This is a genomic window from Nonomuraea sp. B10E15, from assembly GCF_039871615.1.
GTDB lineage: Bacteria > Actinomycetota > Actinomycetes > Streptosporangiales > Streptosporangiaceae > Nonomuraea.
Window position 1 is genome coordinate 1 of sequence record NZ_JBDPMB010000023.1, and the last position, 21,058, is coordinate 21,058.

Here is a 21,058-nt window from a genome sequence, read left to right on the forward strand (position 1 = left end):
CCGAACCACCACCCAGCCAGTCCGCAGTATCAAAGCGGCCCGGCCCCGCAAGGCCGGTCATGTTTCCTAGGGTGCCCGTCAAGCATGTGGTGGGACAGAACTGTCAATCATGTCGTGGGACTAGACAGCTGGTTGAAATCCGCAGCGTTGCGGGCCTCGGTGATGAGTTCTACGAGGTCGGCTACCAGCTTGGGGCTGGCGGCGATGGTCGCTTGGGCGCTCATGCTGTGCGGGCTGCCGTCGAGGTCAATGACCGTGGCTCCGGCTTCGCGGGCAATGATGACGCCTGCGGCGGTGTCCCAGGGATTGTTGCTCAGCATGATGTTGGCATCGATCTTGCCGTCTGCCACCCACGCGAGGTCGATCGCGGCCGAGCCGAACATCCGGATGCGCTGGACGCGCGCGGCCAATTCCTGAGTGAGCGCGAGTCTCGGCCTATTGCGCTCCTGCGCCTTCTCCCCCACGGCGTAGTCACCGAGGGCGACAATGGCGGTTTGCAGATCGCGGGTGTTGCTCACCTGGATACGAGATCCGTTGGCTTGGGCACCGGAGTCTTCTGCGGCCGTGTAGCGGAGGTGGAGGAACGGCAGGTCGATGATGCCGAGAGTGGGCATGTCTCTGTCGACCAGGCCCAAGGAGACCCCGCACAGTGGGAGGCCGTGGAGGAAGTTGGCCGTACCGTCCAACGGGTCCAGTGCCCACATCAGGCCGTCACTCGTTCGGCTGACGCCTTCTTCCTCGCCGAGAAACCCGATCTCAGGCGTTTCGCGCGACAGAAATTCCCTTACGGCGCGTTCTACGGCGTAGTCCACCTCGGTGGCCATGTCGCGGTCGCCCTTGGCGGTGACGACGCCGGGAGCCTTGGTTTTGATGATCTCACCGGCGATCGATACGGCGCGTTCGGCGATGGGGAGAAGCGTTCGGGCGTCGATGGTCATACAGGTTTGCTCCGCTCCCACATATCCCTGAACACCTGGTCGAAGACGGGGAACAGCCCCTCTGCGGCAGTGTTGTCTTTGATCACCAGCGTCGGCGAGTCGACTCCGCGGGCCTGCGGTAGGTACGGCTGGACCACGCAGAGCGCTCGATCAACGATCAGCAGGTTGAAGCGGATCGTCTCGTCGTAGACGTGCAGTTCCAGGCGCTGGGCTGAGGCAGTATCAAGGCGGTCACGCAGTCTGGTCAGCATGGTGATGTTGAGCGCCGTCAGGGTGGTCAAGGTGCTGTCGGTGTAGCCCTCTTCTGCCTCGCGGGCGCGAATCGCGTGGCCCTTCGGGTCGAGGAAGAGGCAGCGGATGCGTGTGCCGGAGTCCAGGAGACGCCTGAGCTGATGGTCGGGGTAGCTCTGGCAGAGGATGTTGAGTGATAGACCTGCCGCGTTGATCTCCTTCGCGTCGTCGAACATCGACGAGGCCGGGTAGGCGGAGGAGAAGGCTGAACGGCTACCGAAGACAGCGGTCACGTCGGCCATCTGCGGCATGGGGCAGGCTGCGGTGTCGGGGCCGGCGCTTCTGGCTGGCTCCGGGTCTGTCCTCTGTGCCGGGATCTCGACAGAGGTCGCGGTGAACAGCTCGCCTGCCGACCTGTCCGGGAACATCGCTTCCAAAACGCGGCAGTGGCCCGAGTACGGCAAGCCCTTGAGCTCCCCGTTCAGCCATCGGTGGAGCTGTGCTCGGCTCGGCCAACCGCCCTGCAACGACGGGTCTACCTTCTTAGCGGCTTTGTCGTACTCCTTACAGAACGTGCTGTAGGTCTGCCAGTGGCGTTGCGTCAGGAGAGTCTTCAACAGGATCGGCTGGTCAGTCATGATCCGCGCCTCGGGCTGGGGTGCCATATAGGCCCAGGTTAGCGACAGAGACGGGCTCGGACGAGACAAAGAGGAGACGAAAAGAGACGAGTCGATTACAGACGGTACTCGGGAGTGATCGAGACGTGACAGGCCCTCGGGCAATCCTCGTTGCATGACTGCGCCGTGTAACTCCTGCTCAGGGCGAGGCTGGAAATACATCAGCCTCCGCCGCGCCGTGGTGGTGGCCGAGAACAACTCAGGCGCCGTCGCTCCCGATGAGCGACACCGCGATGACTGCTGGCGGTGCAGCGGGACCGGACGGGCGGGTGCGCTGCTGTGAACATTTACGTCGGCTGCTTTGCGCCTCACGCTGGTCCGCCTCGGCCGAACCACATGCGCCTGGTCTGGGGAGAGGTAGTCCGCGAGCAGGGTCCACCACGCGTGATCGAGTACACCTGCGAGTGCGAGGACACGGTCTACGAACGGTGTCGCGAGGGTGGCCTTGCCTACATCCGTCGAACTACGCGTCTCGATGGAGTAGTACAGCAGGTTCACGAGACATATCGCTGGCGGTCCAAGAAGACGCAAGACGTCTGGATTGCCCTCCTCAATGGTGAGGCTCGGTAGACGGGCGCGGCGGTTGGCGAGTACAGGGGTGCCGCCGTCGCGTCTTGGCGCTGGTGGAGGGGCTGTCTGGTGCGCAGTCAGATGGTTCCTCCACCAACTCGTACGCTTCCTATAGCTGAGGGAGAGACAGGCCGTCCAACTCGAACTAGGCTTTACGACAAGTCGAGTTGTTGGATGGTCGTCATGTCGTCTGAAGAGTTCGCGCCACCGAAGTACGCCCAGATCGTGCAGACGATCAGGCAGAAGATCGCGGACGGGACCTATCCGCCTGGCTCCCTGCTGCCCTCCGAGACGCAGCTTGTTCGAGACTTCAAGGTGAGCCGTCCAACGGTCGTCCGGGCCCTCCAAGTCCTCCAGCTCCGTGGCGTCATCGAGCGGGAACATGGCAAGGGATCCTTTGTGAAGGCGGCCCCGCCGGGCGCGTCCAATCAGAATCCCCGTCCGGGACGTGCCGTCCTGGACCGTGTGGAAGCCGACGAGAACAGCACGGTCATCGACGCCGGATCCGTGGCAGCCACTGCGGCAGTCGCCAAGCTGTTGAACGTGCCGGAGGGATCCACGGTCGTACGGCGCCGTGTTCTCTTCCGCGATGACGAGCGAACTACAGACCTGTTCACCGTGTGGTGTCCGATGCATCAGGCCGAGGGGACGCAACTCGGTGAGGCGGAGCCTCTTCCTGCCGGCATCAGGGAACATCTCCGAGAGAGCAAGGGCCTCAAGCTGCAACACGTCGTCGAACGGCTGAGCGCCCGGCACCCTTCCGCGGACGAAGCCAAGCTCATGGAGATACGCAAGAGTTCGCCAGTTCTCGGAGTGCTGGCCAGCGTCTTCAATGGCGGAGGGCGGCCCGTGCTCGTGGTGGACCTGGTACTGCCCGGCGACCTTCACGAGTTGGAAGACTCCTACTCGCTCTAGTCCAGGGGCCGTTCCACTGCGCAACCATTCCAGGCATTTGGCCTTAATCTCGACATTCTTCGCTTTTGGCTTTTTCTCGCCATGTCATGAATTGGCCCTATTTGCCGCATGACTTATGGCCCGATTTCTCCTCGCCTGCAAAAGATCTTGAAGAAATCTCGCTAACTCGTGTTGTCAAGTCCCTGACCTGCGGGTACCTTCATGACAGCTCGACAAGACGAGTTAGCGACAAGACGACTAGCTAGGAGTAAGCCTCATGGCACTGCAAGGTCCCATCCCCGTCACGTTCGACATGGTCTTCCCGCACGGCTGCTACATCGTGGGCGACGTCGAGCCCGTCAAGGATTTCGACGCCTCGACCAATGGACGCTTCGTCCAGAGCCGCGACAAGCAGAGCGGAGAACTCGTCTGGCAGGTCAGCGTCATGGACGCCGACCCCACGCTCAAGGCGGCTCAGAAGACCGTCTCCGTCAAGCTGCTCAGCCCGACCCAGCCGGTTCCTCCGGCTCCGATGGCCGGACTGCCGTTCACGCCGGTCGAGTTCGACCACATGACCGCAACGCCGTACGTCAACCAGGCCGGGCGGCTGGCGTACTCGATCAAGGTTCGCGAGATGCGTGCCCCTCGTCCGGCCGGTAAGGCGACGACCGCTGCCAAGGACGCGGCGTGATGGGGCGGCAGAAGGCCCGTCCGGCCAGCACGATCGCTCTCAAGGTCGGCCAGGGCGCTGATGTGCGGAACCATCCGTATCCGCAGCGGTCGCCGGTCCTGGGGCTCGTCTTCGGCGGCACGCAAGTGCTCGTCACCACGTCGGCCAACGATCACGTCACTCTCGACGACGTCAGGTTCGCTCGGAATCTGGCGCGTGAGGCCGCCATGTTCGCCAGTGCGGTGGAGCGCATGTTCCACGGCCTGCCGAACGGGCTGGGGGTGGCGGGTCGATGACGCTCAGCCCGTATACCTACGTCACCGTCTCTATGCGTCCCGATCAGCCGTCGCGGTTCAGTGTCGCCTTCTGTTCGGCAGAGCTGCGGGCGCGCGCCTGGCTCGGGGAGAACGGCAAGCCCTGCTTCGACCTCGACACCTCGGACGCCTCGGTGACCGTCTCGACCTCGGGGCCGGTGACCGACGACGACCTGACCGTTGCTCGCGAGATCTTCAACGCCGCCGCTCGGTACTTGGCCGACTGTGAGCGGCTGTCCTCCGGCGAGTCAGACAAGGCCACTGACAGCGAGGCGGCCTGATGCTCAGCGGGGCCGCAGGAAGCGGCAACTTCCGGCGGCCCCTCGGTCTTCCGCACACACGCGACATGCATGGAAGGACTTCACCCTAATGTTCAAGAGGATGCCCGGCGACGAGCCGCACCGCATCGTTTCCACCACCCCTGATACGGCGGTGGTCTTCAAACCGGCCGTGGTGCAGACCCCGGCCATCATCACTCTGGTCATCTTCATCGCCCGGTTCGTAGCCGGCCTTTTCCGCCTCGTCTGGCGGCATCCCGTCGCACTGGCCACGATCGCCGTTCCCGCTGGGCTTTGCCTCGTGTACGGCTGGCGCGTCGCGCTGCTGCTCGTCGTTCCGGCTCTCGTGGCCATGGGCGCCTGGGCGATCCTCGACAGGCCGACGTTCGCGCGGTGGATCGGCTGGCGGCTGCTCGCCTTCGGCCGCTGGTTCTGGATCTATAGGCGGCACTGGCAACCGGTCATGGCCGTCGCCGGACTGGCTCGGCACATACGCGGACGGGAGTACATTCCGCGGCTGGTCAAGGTCACCTCCGACTCCTGGGCCGACAGGCTCACCGTCCGCATGCTCGACGGCCAGGCGGTCAAGGACTGGTCCGACAGGTTCGAGAACCTGTCCCACGGCTTCGGGTCGGAGACGTGCCGGGTCTCGGTGGCCAAGCCCGGCCAGCTCGTGCTGACCTTCCCACGTCACGATCCGTTGGCGACGCCGATAGCAGCGCTTCCGATTCCGGATACACCGACTGTCGGGCCGGTCGAGATCGGCAGGCAAGAAGACGGCTCGCCGTGGCTTCTCCGGCTGCATGGGACTCATGTCCTCGTCGCCGGGGCCACTGGGGCGGGCAAGGGCTCGATCATCTGGTCAGCGATTCGTGGCCTTATGCCTGCCATGCATGCGGGCCTGGTCGAGGTCTGGGCGCTCGACCCGAAGCTGATGGAGCTGTCGTACGGCAAGGCTCTCTTCGGCGGTCGGTACGCGGCCGATCCCGCTGACTGCGCTGACCTGCTCGACGAGGCCGTGAGCGTCATGCACAAGCGGGCGGCCCGCTTCGCCGGGGTGCAGCGATCGCACACACCCACCCTCGACGACCCCTTCGTTCTGGTCGTGGTCGATGAGGTGGCGTTCCTGACCGCTTACCAGTCCGACAGGCAGCTCAGGCAACGCATCTCGGCTGCCCTGGCCACGCTGACCACTCAAGGGCGCGCGGTCGGCGTCGGCGTCCTGGCGGCGCTCCAAGACCCTCGCAAGGAGGTCATGAACATCCGCAACCTCTTCCCGGACAAGATCGCTCTACGGCTGGACGAGTCGGAGCAGGTGGACATGGTGCTCGGTGACGGGGCACGAGATCGCGGCGCGCTGGCTGACCGCATCTCTCCTCATCCGGAACGGGGCGCGGGCATCGGATATGTGCGGCTGGAGACCAGTCCCGATCCCATTCGCGTCCGCGCCGCGTACGTCTGCGACGACGACATCCGGGCGATGGTCGGTGAGGTCCGATGACGCTGGCTCACTTCCTCGACGGCCTCCGCTGCGCTTCGTGCGGGGTGCTGAATGTCCTCTGGCTCGACTCGGTGCGGGGCCTGGTCGAGTGCTCCGAGTGCGGACAGACCGCGCTCACGTTCCCTGAGATCGGAGAGGAGGTTCGTTGAACGACCGCAAGACTCCGCGCGCCGTCCGCATGGCTCAACCGCTCGCCCGCGACGTGGCCGAGGAGATCGCCAAGCTTCACGGCGTCTGCATCCGGCCCATCGCTCTCAAGCGGCTCGACATGACGAACGGGAAGTCAGAGGTCGTCGATGTCCCGTGCGGCTCACCACTGGAGAGCAAGTGTCCTCCGTGCGCCAAGCGCAACCGACAAATCCGGATGGCGCAGTGCCGCGAAGGCTGGCACCTCGACGAGGAACCGATCACCACGCCCGACGAGACGACCAATGGGCAGCGCTGGCTCGTCGAGTTCCGGGCCGACATGCAGGCCAAGCGCGACGAGGAGGAAAAGGCCGGCGGCGACCCCTCCGACTTGGACGCCGTGCTCACTGGGCTCGACATAGAGATCAACGAGGCCGGGATGCGCGGGAACGTGCTGGGTCGTACCGGCTCCAAGCGGGTCCGCTCGACAAAGCGGCGTCAGGACGCACCGGACCTGCCCAAACGGAAGATGTCCAGCACCACCCTGGGGCGCACTTTCGAGGCGCCGGACGGCAGGACCTACCGTCCTTCCCTGTTCGTCACGCTCACTCTGCCGGGCTACGGCAGGATCATGAACGGCGCTCCCGTCGATCCGGACACCTACGACTACGTTCGGGCGGCTCGTGACGCGCTGCACTTCTCCAAGCTCGTGGACCGGTTCGTGCAGAACCTTCGCCGGGTCGCTGGCTACGACGTGCAGTACTTCGCCACGGTGGAGCCTCAGAAGCGACTTGCCCCGCATCTGCACATGGCCATCCGGGGCACCCTGCCGCGCGCCGAGATGAAGCAGATCGCGGCGGCCACCTATCACCAGGTCTGGTGGCCCCAGGCGGATGAAGCCCTTTTCGAGGGTGACCACCTGCCCATATGGAACGACGGCTACGTGGACCCCGACACGGGCGAGGTGCTGCCCACCTGGGACGAAGCTCTCGACCAGCTCGGCGACGAGCCCATGCACGTGATCCGCTTCGGTGATCAGGTGGACGTCAAGGGGGTGCTCGCCGGGTCGCCGGACGCCGATCAGTGCATCCGGTACCTGTCCAAGTACCTCACGAAGAGCCTGGGCGAGACCTTAGACGGTCAGGCCCAGCGAGAGCACGCGGCCCGTTTCGTCGATGCCCTGCGTTACGAGCCCTGCTCGCCGACCTGCCCGAACTGGCTGCGCTATGGCGTACAGCCCAAGAACGCCAAGTCCGGGTTGGTCCCCGGCCGCTGCCGGTCCAAAGCCCACAAGCCCGAACACCTCGGCTACGCCGGTCGCCGGGTCCTCGTCTCCCGCAAGTGGAGCAACAAGACCCTCGCCGAACACAAGCAGGACCGCCGTACGTGGGTCCTGGAAGCCCTCGGCCAGGCCGACGAACCCACCGACCCGCACCGCTACATCTGGCAACCAGTCAAGCCGGGCGATCCCGATGTCGCTCCGATCGGCGTCCGGCTCCTTCGATCCATCGCAGAACGCCAGCGATGGCGCGCTCACCTGAGACGCCTCGAAGAACTTTCGGCAACTCCGCAGGCAGCCTGAGAGGAGGAGATCTTGGACCAACTGTTCACCGTCCCCGAAGCCGCTGACCTGCTCAGCACCTCGGTTCGCTTCGTCCGCCGACTGATCGCCGAACGCCGGATCGAGTTCGTGAAGGTCGGGCGGCACGTCCGCATCCGTGAGTCCGCACTGATCGCCTTCGTCGTCGCCGGGACCGTCGCACCCATGACGACCTTCGACGCAACCGGGAGGGCCGCCTGATGGCGAACAAGGAGAACCACCGCCGTTTCGGCAACATCCGCAAGCGGGAGTCGGGACGGTACCAGATCCGCTATCCCGCACCGGACGGCCGGATGCGTACGGGCACCGACACCTACGAACGCAAGTCCGACGCGGAACGAGCGCTGTCACTCATCGAGGCACAGATCATCAAGGGCGAATGGAACGATCCAGAACGCGGCAAAGTCAAGTTGCGGGACTACGCCGAGACCTGGATCACTCAACGCCCTGGTCTGCGCCCCCGGACGGTCGACCTCTACCGCTGGCTGCTCAAGAAGCACATCACGCCGCATCTCGGCAACGTCCAGATAGCCAAGATCAGCACTTCGACCGTTCGGCAATGGCGGGCCGATCTGCTCGGCAACGGAGTATCGGTGAGCATGGCGGCCAAGGCATATCGGCTGCTGCGAGCCGTACTGATGACCGCTGCTGACGACCGCGTTATCCCGCACAACCCGTGCCGGATCCGCGGGGCCGGCGACGAGCACGCACAAGAACGTCCCGTGCTCACCGTCTCCCAGGTGTTCGAGCTGGCCGACCGAGTAGGGCTACGTCCGATCGGCAATGTCCGCAAGATCAAGGACGGGGCGTACCGGCTGCGATTCCAACGGCACGGCGCGATGCGGACCCATCCGGAGATCTTCCACGCGCGTGCGGGAGCCGAGCGTGCACTGTGGAAGATGGCCATGGAGGGGAAGGCCGACTCCACCCAGGACCGGCGGTTCCGCGCGATGGTGCTTCTGGCCACGTTCGCGAGCCTGCGTTGGGGTGAGGTCAGCGCGCTACGCCGGATGGACGTCGATCTCCAGGCGCGTACGGTCCGCGTCCGGGTCGCCTTCGTCGAGCGCTCTGCGGGCGGACTGGTGCTGGGGCCTCCCAAGTCCAAGGCCGGACGCCGAACGGTCGGCATCCCGCAGAGCATCGTCCCCGTCCTTCAGGAGCACATGGACACCTACGTCCAGGACGAGCCGGGCGCCCTCCTGTTCCCAGCGGCCAAGGGCGGCCCGATACGCCGGAGTGGCTTCAATACCCGCACGCGGTGGGTGGACGTCGTCTCGGAGATGGGCCTGGCGGGGCTCCATTTCCACGATCTGAGGCACACGGGCAACATGCTGGCCGCCGAGTCCGGCGCGGGCCTCAAAGACCTCATGGCTCGCATGGGACACGACAACGTCCGGGCGGCCATGATCTACCAGCACGCGGTCAGAGGAGCCGACGAGGCGATCACCAACGCCATCGATCGGCAACTCGAAGCACGTGACGATGACGACGACGAGGGCACGGCAGGCGTCCTGGTGCCAGCAGGGTGATCATGAGCTAATGGCCCGTTAATGGCCCGCGAAGATCGAACCAGCCCGGAAACAATCAAGGCCCGGGTCGGGATCCATGTCCCTACCTGGGCCTTCGCGATGAGAGCGGGTGACGGGAATCGAACCCGCGCTGTCAGCTTGGGAAGCTGATGTTCTGCCATTGAACTACACCCGCGTGCGACCCGAAGTCGCGTCCCCCACTGTAGCGGAAACTTGCCCCGGATCAGCAATCCCCGCCCCGCAGACTTTCACCTCGGACGGTAGGTTGCTCTGCGTGCTGCTATCCGACCGTGACATCCTCGCCGAGATCGACGCCGGCCGGCTCGTCCTCGATCCTTTCGACCAGGACATGATCCAGCCGTCCAGCATCGATGTGCGGCTTGACCGGTTCTTCCGGGTGTTCGAGAACCATCGTTACCCTCACATCGACCCGTCCGTGGAGCAGCCGGATCTTACGCGGATGGTGGAGCCGGCCGGGGACGAGCCGTTCATCTTGCATCCTGGGGAGTTCGTGCTGGCGTCCACGTACGAGATGATCACGCTGCCCGATGATCTGGCGTCGCGGCTGGAGGGCAAGAGCTCGCTCGGCCGGCTGGGGTTGCTGACGCATTCGACGGCGGGGTTCATCGATCCGGGGTTCAGCGGGCACGTGACGTTGGAGCTGTCGAACGTGGCGACGTTGCCGATCAAGTTGTGGCCGGGGATGAAGATCGGGCAGTTGTGCGTGTTCAGGCTCAGCTCTCCTGCCGAGCATCCGTACGGGTCCGACAAGTACGGGTCGCGCTATCAGGGGCAGCGGGGGCCGACGCCGTCACGATCGTTCCGCAACTTCCATCGGACCAAGATCTAATTAAAGGTGAACATCAGATGAACAGTCGGGGAACATGTCGGTACACGTGATGGGGGCACCCCGGATCGAGGCGATCCGGACGGGCCGTTTAAGGTCAGCTGGAGCTGCAAAAAGCGCCCAAACTACCGGGGTTTCCGGTGTCATACAACCTGCTCCGGGTAGCCATTAGGCGAAGGGGACATGAAGTTCGTATTTCGCCTGGCTACCCGTACCCTCTTCCACGGACCATCCCCGCACATCTGGAGAACGACGTGCGCCTGCGTCTCACGCCACGTGAGGACAGCTACTACGACCTGTTCGCCGACTCGGCGAACAATCTGGTCACCGCATCCCGGCTACTGGTAGAAATCATCAGCGACGGATCGGACAGGGAGGCCCTGGCCGAGAAGATGCGTGCCTGCGAGCACGCCGGCGATGAACGCACTCACGCGATCATGAACCGGCTCAACGAGAGCTTCATCACCCCCTTCGACCGCGAGGACATCTACCGGCTCGCCTCCAACCTCGATGACGTGATGGACGCCATGGAGGCGGCCTCCGACCTCATCGTGCTGTATCAGATCGACCACCTGCCCAAAGACGTCGTCAGGCAGGTCGAGGTGCTGGAGCGGGCCGCGGAGCTGACCGCGGAGGCCATGCCGCGGCTGCGTTCGATGAAGAACCTCAACGAGTACTGGATCGAGGTCAATCGCCTGGAGAACCAGGGTGACCAGGTCTACCGGAGGTTGCTGGCCAAGTTGTTCAGCGGCGAGTACGACGCCCTCACGGTCATGAAGATGAAGGAGGTCGTCGACGCTCTCGAAGAGGCCGCCGACGCCTTCGAGCACGTGGCCAACACCGTCGAGTCGATCGCGGTCAAGGAAAGCTAAGCCCGGTGGACCTCACGCTCGGCCTCGTCATCGGCGTGGTCGTCATCGCACTGGCCTTCGACTACACCAACGGGTTCCACGACGCGGCGAACGCCATCGCGACCTCCGTCTCGACCCGGGCCCTCACCCCCAGGGCCGCGCTGTTCATGGCCGCGGCCATGAACTTCATCGGCGCCCACCTGGGCACCCAGGTCGCGCAGACGGTCGGCAAAGGCATCATCGACGCGCCTGACGGTTCGCACGGTCTGGTCATCGTGGCCTCGGCGCTCATCGGCGCGATCGTCTGGAACCTGATCACCTGGTATTTCGGCCTGCCCTCTTCCTCCAGTCACGCGCTCATCGGCGGCCTGGTGGGCTCGGCGCTGGCCTCGGCCAGCGTGGTGCACTGGGACGGCGTCCTGGAGAAGGTCGTCATTCCGATGATCTTCTCGCCCCTGGTCGGCTTCAGCCTCGCCGCCGCGATCATGATCGCAATTTATTGGATCTTCCGCAACAGCCAGCCGGGCAAGACCAACCGCGGCTTCCGCTACGCGCAGACCGTCTCGGCCGCCGCCATGGCGCTCGGGCACGGGCTGCAGGACGCGCAGAAGACGATGGGTGTGATCTTCCTGGCCCTGACGGTCGGCGGTTTCGCCGAGCAGGACGACCCGATCCCCCAGTGGGTCATCCTGGCCGCCGCGGGGGCGATCTCGCTGGGCACGTACGCCGGCGGCTGGCGCATCATGCGTACGCTGGGCCGGCGCATCATCGCGCTCGACCCGCCCCAGGGCTTCGCCGCGGAGTCGGCGGCGGCGACAGTGCTCTACGGGGCCGCCATCGGGTTCGGGGCGCCCATCTCCACCACGCACACGATCACGTCAGCGATCATGGGAGTGGGTGCCACCAAGCGGCTCAGCGCCGTGCGGTGGGGGGTCGCGGGCAACATCGTGACGGCGTGGATCCTCACCATTCCGGCGGCGGCCCTCGTGGCGTCCGTCTCCTACTTCGTCCTTCACGCGATCGTGGAGTAGGCGCCTCTAGGAACCCGGCGCGCCGGCCTCGGGAGCCGCGTACATCACGTCCACGTCCCACCGGTTGAAGCCGAGGGACTCGTACAACCTGATCGCCGCCGTGTTGGCCTCGTCCACGTACAACATCGCCTGGGCGAGGCCGCGCGCGCGGAGGTGGTGCAGGCCGGCCAGGGTGAGGGCCTTGCCGAGGCCGGTGCCCTGCTGCGCGGGGTCGACGCCGACGACGTACACCTCGCCCAGGGGCTCGTGGCCGTGCTCGGACGAGCCGTGCACCTTCGTCCAGTGGAAGCCGGCCAGCCGGTCGCCGTGGAAGGCCAGGAAGAAACCCTCGGAGTCGAACCAGGGCTCCTGCTCGCGCCGCAGCAGATCGTCCATCGTCCACGCGCCCTGCTCGGGGTGGTGGGCGAAGGCCGCGGCGTTGACCTTGAGCCACGCCTCCTCGTCCCGGCCGGGCACGAACGTGCGCAGGGTGAGGCCCGGTGGCAGGGCGAGGGGGTCCAGCGGGGCGAACAGGGAGCGGCGCATCTGCCAGAGCGAGCGCACCCGCTCGAAGCCGAACGCGGCCGCCAGCGCCCCCGCCCCCGGATGCCCTCCGTGGGCCCACAGGCGCGGCCGGCCTCCCGTCAGCTCCATCACGGACGTCAGCAGCCGCGCGCCGTTCCCGCGCCGGCGGTGGGCGGGGTGGACGACGAGTTCCACGCTGGGGCCCTCGACCTCGTCGGTGGGGTCGACGTGGGCGTAGCCCGCCAGGGCGCCGTCCTCCATGAGCAGGAGGGAGCGGGCCTGCGGGTCGCCGCCGTAACGCAGGTGGAGCATCACGTGTTCGTTGAGCGGCCGCACGCCGTCGGTCTCCGTCGCCGCCTGGACCAGGCCGAGCACGTCAGCGATCTCCTGGTCATCGAGCACCTGCTGAACTTCCACGTGCACACTCACAGAACGCACTCTAGGCCTATGACTGGCAAATAACGCCATGGGACGACCCGGCAAATCGTTACCTTTGCGACATCGGCTGCACGGGCAACGGTCGTAACGTCTTGGGCCATGACGTCTCGTTCCTTCCTCCGGCTGGCGCTGGCCGCAGCCGTCGCCTCGGGAGCGGTCACGCTCGCCGCCCTTCCGGCGGACGCGAGCAGACCATCGCGTACGGTCCCCGTACGGCTGCTCGCCCTCAACGACTTCCACGGCAACCTCGAGCCGCCGACCGGCTCCTCCGGCCGCATGGTCGACGAGCACGGCAACACGGTCGACGCCGGCGGCGCGGCCTACGTCGCGACCCACATGAAGGCCCTGGCCGACAAGAACACGATCGCGGTGGCCCAGGGCGACCTCATCGGGGCGACACCGCTGATCTCGGCCGCCTACCACGACGAGCCGTCCGTCGAGTTCCTGGGCAAGCTGGGGCTCAAGGTCGCCGCGGTCGGCAACCACGAGTTCGACGAGGGCTACGCCGAGCTGCGGCGGATCATGAAGGGTGGCTGCCACCCGGTGGACGGCTGCTCGCCCGCGGGCGAGTGGAAGGGCGCGAAGTTCGACTACGTGGGTGCGAACGTCCTGTTCAAGAACCGCCACGAGAAGACCGACGCGCTGGCGGCGCTCGGCGGCGCGAACGCGGCGAAGGTCAGGCAGGCGCTGTCCGGCTGGGGCGTGCCCGCGCTGCCGCCGGTGAGCGTCAAGTGGATGAACGGCGTGCCGATCGGCTTCATCGGCCTGGTCACGCAGACGACGCCGGGCATCGTGTCCAGCGAGGGGATCAAGAACCTCACGTTCGCGGACGAGGTCAAGGCCGCGAACGTGGCCTCCAAGCTGCTCAAGCTCGTGGGCGTCAAGGCCCAGGTCGTGCTCGTGCACGAGGGCGACCAGGTGACCCAGGGCCAGTCGCCGGACGCGTGCAGCGCGGTCCCGGGGGCGGGCAACCGCATCGCGACGCAGGTGGACCCGGAGATCGACGTGGTGCTCAGCGGCCACTCGCACCAGGCGTACGTGTGCACCGTGAAGGACCCGGCGGGCAAGGACCGGCTCTTCTCGCAGGGCGGCTCGTTCGGGCGGGTCATCACGCAGGTGGACCTGAAGGTGAACGCCAGGACGCGGGACATCGACCGCGCCTCGATCGTGGCGGACAACCACGTGGTGACCCGGACAGTCACCGCAGATCCCGAAATTTCGGCGTTCGTGGAGACGTGGAAGGAGCGCGTCGCCCCCGTCGCCAACAAGGCCGTCGGCACGATCACCGCCGACATCACGAACACGGCCGGCCCCTCCGGCGAGTCACCCCTCGGCAACCTCATCGCCGACGCCCAGCTCGCCGCCACCAGGACCGGCGGCAACGCGCAGATCGCGCTGATGAACCCGGGTGGGGTGCGGGCCTCGCTGTCGCACGCGTCGTCACCGGCCGGCGAAGGCGACGGGGTCGTCACATATGGTGAGGCCTTCACCGTGCAGCCGTTCAACAACCTCATGCAGGTCGTCACGCTGACCGGCGCCCAGCTCAAGACGGTTTTGGAGCAGCAGTTCACCGGCGGGCCCAACAACCAAGCGTTCACCAAGATCCTGCAGCCCTCGGCGAACTTCACCTACACCTACGACAACAGCGCGCCCTGGGGCTCGAAGGTCTCCGAGATGAAGATCGACGGGACTCCGGTGACCGACGCGCAGACCATCCGGGTGGCGGCCAACAACTTCCTGGTGGGAGGCGGCGACGCGTTCCTCGCCTTCAGGGACGGCACCGACCTGTGGAGCGGGCCGCTGGACATCGACGCCTTCGTCGACCACCTCGGCAAGGACAACCCGATCGCGCCGCCCGCGACCGGCCGCATCACCGTGGCCGGCTGACCGTTCTCTCCTGTCCGTTCGAGGCCCGTCCCTCCTCGGGGGGCGGGCCTCCGTCCACAACCCCATCCTTTACGGCGGCGCCGACGGCACCCACCCGCCGCACGCGGCCGGGGGCCTCCAGGGAGACGCGATCTGACCCGCACGTGGCCGGCCACCGCGACGGCGCCCCGCCGGCCCGCCGCGGCCCGACCTCTTCCCCGGCGACACTCCTCGCGCGGCCCGGCCCGGTCTGCCACAACACCAGGGGCACGGAGCCGCCGAGGTCAGACAGGACGGCGAAGGCTTCGGCCGGCGGGCCGGACTCGTGTCTGTCAGCGGTTGTGCACGAGCCACTTCCGGTCGATCTCCACCTGCAGGTCCACCCCGTGGTGGCGGGCCAGCAGCACCACGTGGCAGAGCACGTCGGCCAGCTCGGCCCGGTAGCCCGCGTCGAGTTCGTCCTCTGTGCGCCCCTTGGTCCTGGCCCGGCCGGAGCGCATCAGGAACGCCTGGGTCAGCTCGCCGACCTCCTCCTGCAGCTTGAGCAGGAACCAGACGTCGTCCCGTTCGATGCCCAGCTTGTCCGCATAACGCTGGGAGACGGACTCGACCTCGTCGGAGAGCCGGCGTAGATTCATGGCCGCGAGTGTAGAGCGCTAGGAGCCCTTGTAGAGGGGGAGGACGAGCACGAAGCGGGCGCCGGGCGAATGGTCGGCGATGGTGAGCGTGCCGCCGTGGGACAGGGCGATCTCCCTGGACAGGGGCAGGCCGAGGCCGCTTCCGCTCTGGTCCTTCGCCTTGGCGCTGTCCAGCCTGGTGAACCGCTCGAAGACCCGTTCCCTGTCCTCGGGGGCGATGCCCTCGCCGTCGTCGGTCACCGTCGCCACCACCTGGCCGTCCGTCACCGCCACCTCCAGGTCGATCCTGGTGTCGGCGTGCCGGGTGGCGTTGTCCAGCAGGTTCGTCAGGAGCCGGTCGATCTGCACGGGCGAGCCGTACACGGGGGCCGACGCGCAGAGGTCGGGGACGATGACCACCCTGGAGTCCCCACGGCGGCGTACCTGATCGACGCACAGCCGGCACACGTCCACCACGCGGCGGGGCGCGACCGTGCCCGCGTCGAGCCTGGCCAGCATCAGGAGCTCGTCGATGATGCCGGTGAGCCGTTCGACGGCGGTCAGCGCCACCGCTCCCGTGGCGGGCCAGTCGGTCTCGTCCGGGATGGCGTTGGCCACCTCGAGCTGGGTGCGCAGGCCGGCGATGGGGCTGCGCAGCTCGTGCGAGGCGTCGGCGACGAAGCGCCGCTGGGTCTCGGCGGAGCGTTCGAGGCGGTCGAGGGTGTCGTTCGTGGTGGTGGCCAGGTCGGTGATCTCGTCTCCGGTGTCGGGCACGGGGACGCGCCTGCTGAGGTCGTGGCCGGTGATCTCGGCCAGCTTGGCGCGGATGCGCTCGACCGGGCGCAGCGCGAACCCGACCACGAGCCACGTGATGCCCGCGACGCTCGCCAGGATCAGCGGGGTGACGACGAAGGTCTGGGCCTCGAACCAGGTGATGGCGCGGTCGACGTCGGCCAGCGACGACGCGCCGTACACGGTGACAGGGCCGTCCGGGGTCGACACCGTCATGGACATCACCAGGAAGTGGGTCTCGTCGCCGTTCTGCTCCTGCCGCGCCCACGTCTCCGAGATGTAGAGCTTGTCGAGCTCGGAGGGCCGGAACTCCCTGAGCTTCCGGTCGACGTGGCGGCCGGTGGTGGCGGCGAGCACGTCGCCTCGCGGGGTGACCACCTCCAGGAAGTGCACGCGCGCCGGGGCTTCGAGGGCCGTGGACAGATCTCCGGCTCTGGCGTCGCTCGCGATCCTGCGTACGGACACCTCGACCCTGTCCCGGACGACGTCGCGCAGGCTGTCGGGGACGGTGACGAGCATGAAGGTGGATGTGGCGAAGAGGACCAGCGCCGCTATCGCGGTCGCGATCGCGGTCAGGCGCGCCCGGATCGAGCGGGGAAAAAGACGTATCACTAGCGCATAAACTCCTATGTCACTATAGGTGACATTTGCCCATATGAGGCAATCGCACCATTAAGGACCCTGATCTGCTGCTATACCCTGCCCACACATCAGGCGAACAGTGATCCGGTTACGCACGGTGCAGCGGATACGCTCACGGCGATTCCGCCGAGAGCATGACCCCCTGTCGCCCGCGGACTCCGGCGGCCAGGGTGAGCTCCATGAGACTTCTCGTACTGGGCGGCACGGAGTTCGTCGGGCGGGCCGTCGTCGAGGAGGCGCGGGCCCTGGGGTGGGAGGTCACGACGTTCAACCGGGGCACCCATGACCCCGTGCCGGGCGTGACCGCGCTGCGCGGCGACCGGTCGGCTCCTGACGGCCTCGCGGCGCTGGCGCACGGCGAGTGGGACACCGTGATCGACACGTGGTCGTGGTCGCCGTCAGCGGTGAGAGACTCCGCCTCCCTCCTGGCCGGCCGGGCGGGCCACTACGTCTACGTGTCCAGCAGGTCCGTCCACACCTTCCCCGCGCCGTTCGGCGCCGACGAGAACGCGCCGGTCGTGACGGGGTCGGCCGACGACGGAGACGGCGACTACGCGAAGAACAAGGCCGGGGCGGAGCTGGCCGCCGTCGCCGCCTTCGGCGACCGGGCGCTGCTGGCCAGGGCGGGGCTCATCCTGGGCCCCTACGAGAACATCGGGCGGTTGCCGTGGTGGCTCACCAGGATCGCGCGCGGGGGGCCGGTGCTCGCTCCGGAGCCCCGCGACCTCGGGGTCCAGTACATCGACGCCCGCGACCTCGCCGTGTGGTGCCTGCGCGCGGCCGAGCAGGGGCTGGGCGGGGCGTACAACGTGGTGAGCCCGCCGGGGTTCACGACGATGCGGGAACTGCTCGAAACGTGCGTGAAGGTGACCGGGTCCGACGCCGAGCTGCGCTGGACGCCGGAGGCGCGCGTCCTCGGAGCGGGCATCGAGCCGTGGACCGACCTGCCGATCTGGCTGACGGGCGAGCTCCACGACTTCATGCACGGGGCCGACGTGTCCAGGGCGGTGGCGGCGGGGCTGCGGGTGCGCCCGGTCGAGGAGACGGTCGCCGACACGTGGGCCTGGCTGCGGAGCATCGGCGGCGTGGCGCCCATGCGGCCCGACCGCCCCGCCGTCGGCCTCGACCCCGAGACGGAGGCGCGCGTCCTGGCCGGATGAGCCGCCGAGGTCACGGGCGGCGGGCTTCCCCGCGGGTGCGGACGAGGTCGTACGCGGCGGCCACCAGGGCGATCACGACCGACATCAGCACCGCCATCAGGCCGTGGCGGAAGGCGGTCGCCCAGCCCTGGCCCAGCGCGCCGAAGAACGTGGAGCCCGCCACGGCGATCCCGATCGCCGACCCCAGCCGCTGCCCCGTCTGCAGCACGCCCGCCGCGCTCCCCCCGCCTTCTGGCGGCACCTCCGACAGCGTGATCGCCTGGTTGGGCGAGATCACCAGACCGCTGCCCATGCCCGCCAGCAACAGCGGCAGCACCGTCGCCAGGCCCACCGCTCGCCCGGGCACCAGCACGGTCGCCAGCATCGTCGCGCAGAGCCCGGCGATCACCATCGTCAGGCCCACCGCCACCACGCGCCGGCCGGCGCGCGACACGAGCCGCCCGCCGACCACCGAGGCCGACGCCGAGCCGAGCGCGAAGGGCGTGATCGCCAGCCCGGCCATCAGCGCGCTGTAGTGCAGCCCGACCTGCAGGTAGAGGGTGAAGATGAAGAAGATCCCCGTGAAGCCGGCGAAGTAGAACAGCGCGATGGCCGTCCCCAGGCTGTACGAACGTTTGCCGAACAGCGCCAGGTTCACCAGCGGCTCGCGCGGGTAGCGCCGCTCCCAGAGCACGAAGGCGGCCAGCACCACCAGCGCGACCGGGATGAGCAGCCATTTCGTGTTGCCCTCCCACTGGTGCCGCTGGATGAACGGCAGCAGCAGTCCCACCACGCCCATGCCGAGCAGCAGCACGCCGACCGGGTCCATGCTCTCGCGCCGCCCGGTCCCCGGCCGGGCCGGCAGCGCCCGCCAGGCCAGCGGCAGCAGCGCGATCCCGATCGGCACGTTCACCAGGAACACCCACCGCCACCCTTGGTCGGCTCCGGCCAGGCCGACGAGCAGGCCGCCGATCAGCGGCCCCGCGGCCGTGGACACGCCGATGGTGGCGCCGAGCGCCCCGAACGCGCGCCCCCGCTCGGCCCCGCGGAACATCTGCTGGATCAGCCCCGACACCTGCGGGTTGAGCGTGCCGGCCGCCAGCCCTTGCACGAACCTGGCCGCGATCAGCACGTTCATGTCCGCGGCGAGCCCGCACGCCGCGCTGGAGGCGGTGAAGAGCGCCACGCCCGTCATGAAGATCGTGCGCCGGCTCCTGGCGTCCCCCAGCCGCCCGGCGGGGACCAGCAGCAGCCCGAACGCGAGCGCGTACCCCGACACCGTCCACTGCAGCCCGTCCTCCGAGGCGTCCAGCGCTTCGCGGATCGACGGGACGGCGACGTTGACGATGCTCACGTCCAGCCCGCTCATGAACGCCGCGACCAGGCAGATGGCCAGCGCCTGCTTGCGCGTGTCACCCCCCAATGGCCTCATCACGGCAGTCTCACCGCAGATCAGCGGCGGAAACGTGCCCCCGTACCAGAGGTAAGGGTTCGCTTCTTCGCATAAGGCGAGTAACGTCCGATCATGGACACGATGGCCGTGGAGCAGAACGGCATCAACGCGGTACCCGAGTCCGAGCGGCACGGGCGGCCGAGAGATCTCTTCTGGCCGTGGGCGGGCTCGAACCTGTCGCTGTTCGGCGTCGCGTTCGGTGTCTACATCGTCGGCCTGGGCCTCGGCGTGGTGCCCGCGATCATCACCGGAGCCATCGGGTACGCGCTGTCGTTCCTGCTGGTCGGCCTGGTCGCGATCGCCGGCGCCAGGTCCGGCGTGCCGACCATGACCCTGGGCCGGGCGCCGTTCGGCTACCAGGGCAACAAGCTGCCCGCGGCGTTGTCGTACCTGTCGAACGTGGGCTGGGAGATCGTGCTCGTCACGCTGGCCGCGCAGAGCGGCGCGGCCATCCTGGGCCGGCTCGCGCCCGGCCTCGCGCCCACGACGGCCACCGCCGCGTGCTTCACCGTCGCGGCCGTGGTGGTGATCGCGGTCGGCGTGTACGGCCACGCGATGATCATGGTGGTGCAGCGCTACCTGACGTACGCGTTCGTCGTGCTGACCGTCGTCTACATGATCCTCATGGCTCCGCGGCTCGGCGTGTCGCTGGAGACCACGGCCGGCCCCGGCGGCTGGGTCGGCGGGATCATCTTCGCCATGACCCTGCTCGGCCTCGGCTGGGTCAACTGCGGCGCCGACTACTCCCGCTACCTGCCGTCGCGATCCCGCCCGCGCTCGGTGGCCCTGTGGACGATGCTCGGCGGCGCGCTGCCGCCCATGGTGCTGCTCGTGTTCGGCGTGCTGCTGGCAGGCGGCGACCCGACGCTGGCCGAGGCCGCGGGCGGCGACCCGGTGGCGGCGCTGGCCGGGGCGCTGCCGACCTGGTTCCTGCTGGCGTACCTGCTGACCGCCATCGGCGGCTTCCTGGCCGGGGCGATCATGGACATCTACTCGTCGGGGTTGTCGATGCTGGCGCTCGGCGTACCGATCAGGCGGCACTACGCGGTGCTGATCGACGGGCTGCTCATGGTGCTGGGCGGTTACTACCTGCTGTTCGTCTCCACCAGCTTCCTCGCCACCTTCCAGGCGTTCCTGGCGATCATCGGCGTGGTGATGGCGGCCTGGGCCGCGGTCTTCCTGGTGGACATGTGGCGGCTGCGGGAGGGCGGCCGCTCGTACGGCGGGCGGCGCCAACCCGCCGACGGGGCCGACCGGGAGCGGCTGCTGCGCCCAGGGGCGCCGGCGCTGCACTGGCCGGGCCTGGCGTCGCTGGTCGTGGCGTCGATCGTCGGGCTCGGCCTCATCACCTCGGCCGACGAGAACATCGCCGCGCTCGTCGGCTTCCTGATGAGCGACGCACTGCGGACCGGCACGTTCGGGGCGGCGAACATCGGCGTGGTGGTCGCCCTCGTGGTGGCCGGCGCGTTGTACTACCTGCTGACGGCGTTCACCCGGCGTGGCGACCGCGGAACACGCTGACCTGGCGTTCACCCGGCGTGGCGGCCGCG

The 21,058-nt window shown here is 67.7% G+C and carries 21 protein-coding genes and 1 tRNA gene; 15 read left to right on the forward strand and 7 right to left on the reverse strand.

Annotated features, from left to right (window positions below; translation table 11 throughout):
- Window positions 1-107: 107 nt before the first annotated feature.
- Together ABGB14_RS40365 and ABGB14_RS40370 are read right to left on the reverse strand one after the other, a co-directional pair.
- Complete coding sequence (locus ABGB14_RS40365; protein ID WP_347649145.1) at window positions 108-938, reverse strand: inositol monophosphatase; 831 nt, start codon at window positions 936-938, stop codon at window positions 108-110.
- Window positions 935-1,834 (reverse strand): DUF5919 domain-containing protein, encoded by a 900-nt coding sequence (locus ABGB14_RS40370; RefSeq protein WP_347649146.1) that lies wholly within the window; start codon window positions 1,832-1,834, stop codon window positions 935-937. The genes ABGB14_RS40365 and ABGB14_RS40370 overlap by 4 nt, the downstream gene beginning before the upstream one ends.
- A gap of 765 nt (window positions 1,835-2,599) precedes the next feature.
- On the opposite strand from ABGB14_RS40370, the gene ABGB14_RS40375 reads away from it, so the two are divergent.
- From ABGB14_RS40375 to ABGB14_RS40415, 9 genes are all read left to right on the forward strand, one after another.
- Window positions 2,600-3,331: a GntR family transcriptional regulator gene (locus ABGB14_RS40375; RefSeq protein WP_347649147.1), complete on the forward strand. Its 732-nt coding sequence runs from the start codon at window positions 2,600-2,602 to the stop codon at window positions 3,329-3,331.
- Between the two features lie 256 nt (window positions 3,332-3,587).
- A complete protein-coding gene (locus tag ABGB14_RS40380; RefSeq protein ID WP_347649148.1) occupies window positions 3,588-4,001 on the forward strand; it encodes a plasmid replication, integration and excision activator in 414 nt (137 codons plus the stop codon).
- A complete protein-coding gene (locus ABGB14_RS40385; protein ID WP_347649149.1) occupies window positions 4,001-4,276 on the forward strand; it encodes a hypothetical protein in 276 nt (91 codons plus the stop codon). The genes ABGB14_RS40380 and ABGB14_RS40385 overlap by 1 nt, the downstream gene beginning before the upstream one ends.
- Window positions 4,273-4,575, forward strand: a complete 303-nt coding sequence (locus tag ABGB14_RS40390; protein WP_347649150.1) for a hypothetical protein — start codon at window positions 4,273-4,275, stop codon at window positions 4,573-4,575. The genes ABGB14_RS40385 and ABGB14_RS40390 overlap by 4 nt, the downstream gene beginning before the upstream one ends.
- An 88-nt stretch (window positions 4,576-4,663) precedes the next feature.
- The gene (locus tag ABGB14_RS40395) at window positions 4,664-6,073 is read left to right on the forward strand and encodes an FtsK/SpoIIIE domain-containing protein (protein ID WP_347649151.1); all 1,410 of its coding nucleotides are present in this window, start codon (window positions 4,664-4,666) and stop codon (window positions 6,071-6,073) included.
- A complete protein-coding gene (locus tag ABGB14_RS40400) occupies window positions 6,070-6,222 on the forward strand; it encodes a hypothetical protein (RefSeq protein ID WP_347649152.1) in 153 nt (50 codons plus the stop codon). Before ABGB14_RS40395 ends, ABGB14_RS40400 begins: the two co-directional genes overlap by 4 nt.
- Before the next feature lie 29 nt (window positions 6,223-6,251).
- Window positions 6,252-7,781, forward strand: coding sequence for a replication initiator (locus ABGB14_RS40405; protein WP_347649290.1), 1,530 nt, complete (start codon window positions 6,252-6,254; stop codon window positions 7,779-7,781).
- Between the two features lie 12 nt (window positions 7,782-7,793).
- Complete coding sequence (locus tag ABGB14_RS40410) at window positions 7,794-8,000, forward strand: helix-turn-helix domain-containing protein (RefSeq protein ID WP_347649153.1); 207 nt, start codon at window positions 7,794-7,796, stop codon at window positions 7,998-8,000.
- Entirely contained in the window at window positions 8,000-9,328 is a 1,329-nt protein-coding gene (locus ABGB14_RS40415) for a site-specific integrase (RefSeq protein ID WP_347649154.1), read from the forward strand. Before ABGB14_RS40410 ends, ABGB14_RS40415 begins: the two co-directional genes overlap by 1 nt.
- 104 nt (window positions 9,329-9,432) lie before the next feature.
- Here the strand turns inward: ABGB14_RS40415 and ABGB14_RS40420 are convergent.
- Window positions 9,433-9,503, reverse strand: a tRNA-Gly gene (locus ABGB14_RS40420).
- A gap of 99 nt (window positions 9,504-9,602) precedes the next feature.
- Here ABGB14_RS40420 and dcd point away from each other — a divergent pair.
- The 3 genes from dcd (at window position 9,603) to ABGB14_RS40435 (ending at window position 12,057) form a co-directional block, all read left to right on the forward strand.
- Window positions 9,603-10,178, forward strand: coding sequence for a dCTP deaminase (gene dcd, locus ABGB14_RS40425; RefSeq protein ID WP_347649155.1), 576 nt, complete (start codon window positions 9,603-9,605; stop codon window positions 10,176-10,178).
- 251 nt (window positions 10,179-10,429) lie between these two features.
- Window positions 10,430-11,047, forward strand: coding sequence for a DUF47 family protein (locus ABGB14_RS40430; RefSeq protein ID WP_106243913.1), 618 nt, complete (start codon window positions 10,430-10,432; stop codon window positions 11,045-11,047).
- 5 nt (window positions 11,048-11,052) lie between these two features.
- A complete protein-coding gene (locus ABGB14_RS40435) occupies window positions 11,053-12,057 on the forward strand; it encodes an inorganic phosphate transporter (RefSeq protein WP_347649156.1) in 1,005 nt (334 codons plus the stop codon).
- Between the two features lie 6 nt (window positions 12,058-12,063).
- Here the strand turns inward: ABGB14_RS40435 and mshD are convergent, their stop codons facing one another.
- Complete coding sequence (gene mshD / locus ABGB14_RS40440) at window positions 12,064-12,990, reverse strand: mycothiol synthase (RefSeq protein WP_347649157.1); 927 nt, start codon at window positions 12,988-12,990, stop codon at window positions 12,064-12,066.
- Between the two features lie 108 nt (window positions 12,991-13,098).
- Here mshD and ABGB14_RS40445 point away from each other — a divergent pair, with 108 nt between their 5' ends.
- Window positions 13,099-14,886, forward strand: a complete 1,788-nt coding sequence (locus ABGB14_RS40445) for a bifunctional metallophosphatase/5'-nucleotidase (protein ID WP_347649158.1) — start codon at window positions 13,099-13,101, stop codon at window positions 14,884-14,886.
- A gap of 311 nt (window positions 14,887-15,197) precedes the next feature.
- Here the strand turns inward: ABGB14_RS40445 and ABGB14_RS40450 are convergent, their stop codons facing one another.
- Together ABGB14_RS40450 and ABGB14_RS40455 are read right to left on the reverse strand one after the other, a co-directional pair.
- The gene (locus tag ABGB14_RS40450; protein ID WP_347649159.1) at window positions 15,198-15,503 is read right to left on the reverse strand and encodes a pyrophosphatase; all 306 of its coding nucleotides are present in this window, start codon (window positions 15,501-15,503) and stop codon (window positions 15,198-15,200) included.
- Window positions 15,504-15,521: 18 nt separating this feature from the next.
- Window positions 15,522-16,886 (reverse strand): HAMP domain-containing sensor histidine kinase, encoded by a 1,365-nt coding sequence (locus tag ABGB14_RS40455; protein ID WP_347649160.1) that lies wholly within the window; start codon window positions 16,884-16,886, stop codon window positions 15,522-15,524.
- A 209-nt stretch (window positions 16,887-17,095) separates the two neighbouring features.
- On the opposite strand from ABGB14_RS40455, the gene ABGB14_RS40460 reads away from it, so the two are divergent.
- Window positions 17,096-18,076, forward strand: coding sequence for an NAD-dependent epimerase/dehydratase family protein (locus ABGB14_RS40460; protein WP_347649161.1), 981 nt, complete (start codon window positions 17,096-17,098; stop codon window positions 18,074-18,076).
- A gap of 10 nt (window positions 18,077-18,086) precedes the next feature.
- On the opposite strand, the gene ABGB14_RS40465 is transcribed toward ABGB14_RS40460, so the two are convergent.
- Entirely contained in the window at window positions 18,087-19,487 is a 1,401-nt protein-coding gene (locus ABGB14_RS40465) for an MFS transporter (protein WP_347649162.1), read from the reverse strand.
- A 93-nt stretch (window positions 19,488-19,580) separates the two neighbouring features.
- On the opposite strand from ABGB14_RS40465, the gene ABGB14_RS40470 reads away from it, so the two are divergent.
- Window positions 19,581-21,029 (forward strand): cytosine permease, encoded by a 1,449-nt coding sequence (locus ABGB14_RS40470; RefSeq protein ID WP_347649163.1) that lies wholly within the window; start codon window positions 19,581-19,583, stop codon window positions 21,027-21,029.
- The last annotated feature ends 29 nt before the right edge of the window (window positions 21,030-21,058 follow it).

Excerpts from the sequence above, each read along its gene's own strand:
- ABGB14_RS40365 (WP_347649145.1), bottom strand. The coding sequence starts at position 938 with ATGACCATCGACGCCCGAACGCTTCTCCCCATCGCCGAACGCGCCGTA.
- ABGB14_RS40370 (WP_347649146.1), bottom strand. The coding sequence starts at position 1,834 with ATGGCACCCCAGCCCGAGGCGCGGATCATGACTGACCAGCCGATCCTG.
- ABGB14_RS40375 (WP_347649147.1), top strand. The coding sequence starts at position 2,600 with ATGTCGTCTGAAGAGTTCGCGCCACCGAAGTACGCCCAGATCGTGCAG.
- ABGB14_RS40380 (WP_347649148.1), top strand. The coding sequence starts at position 3,588 with ATGGCACTGCAAGGTCCCATCCCCGTCACGTTCGACATGGTCTTCCCG.
- ABGB14_RS40385 (WP_347649149.1), top strand. The coding sequence starts at position 4,001 with ATGGGGCGGCAGAAGGCCCGTCCGGCCAGCACGATCGCTCTCAAGGTC.
- ABGB14_RS40390 (WP_347649150.1), top strand. The coding sequence starts at position 4,273 with ATGACGCTCAGCCCGTATACCTACGTCACCGTCTCTATGCGTCCCGAT.
- ABGB14_RS40395 (WP_347649151.1), top strand. The coding sequence starts at position 4,664 with ATGTTCAAGAGGATGCCCGGCGACGAGCCGCACCGCATCGTTTCCACC.
- ABGB14_RS40400 (WP_347649152.1), top strand. The coding sequence starts at position 6,070 with ATGACGCTGGCTCACTTCCTCGACGGCCTCCGCTGCGCTTCGTGCGGG.
- ABGB14_RS40405 (WP_347649290.1), top strand. The coding sequence starts at position 6,252 with ATGGCTCAACCGCTCGCCCGCGACGTGGCCGAGGAGATCGCCAAGCTT.
- ABGB14_RS40415 (WP_347649154.1), top strand. The coding sequence starts at position 8,000 with ATGGCGAACAAGGAGAACCACCGCCGTTTCGGCAACATCCGCAAGCGG.
- ABGB14_RS40445 (WP_347649158.1), top strand. The coding sequence starts at position 13,099 with ATGACGTCTCGTTCCTTCCTCCGGCTGGCGCTGGCCGCAGCCGTCGCC.
- ABGB14_RS40450 (WP_347649159.1), bottom strand. The coding sequence starts at position 15,503 with ATGAATCTACGCCGGCTCTCCGACGAGGTCGAGTCCGTCTCCCAGCGT.
- ABGB14_RS40460 (WP_347649161.1), top strand. The coding sequence starts at position 17,096 with ATGAGACTTCTCGTACTGGGCGGCACGGAGTTCGTCGGGCGGGCCGTC.
- ABGB14_RS40465 (WP_347649162.1), bottom strand. The coding sequence starts at position 19,487 with ATGAGGCCATTGGGGGGTGACACGCGCAAGCAGGCGCTGGCCATCTGC.
- ABGB14_RS40470 (WP_347649163.1), top strand. The coding sequence starts at position 19,581 with ATGGACACGATGGCCGTGGAGCAGAACGGCATCAACGCGGTACCCGAG.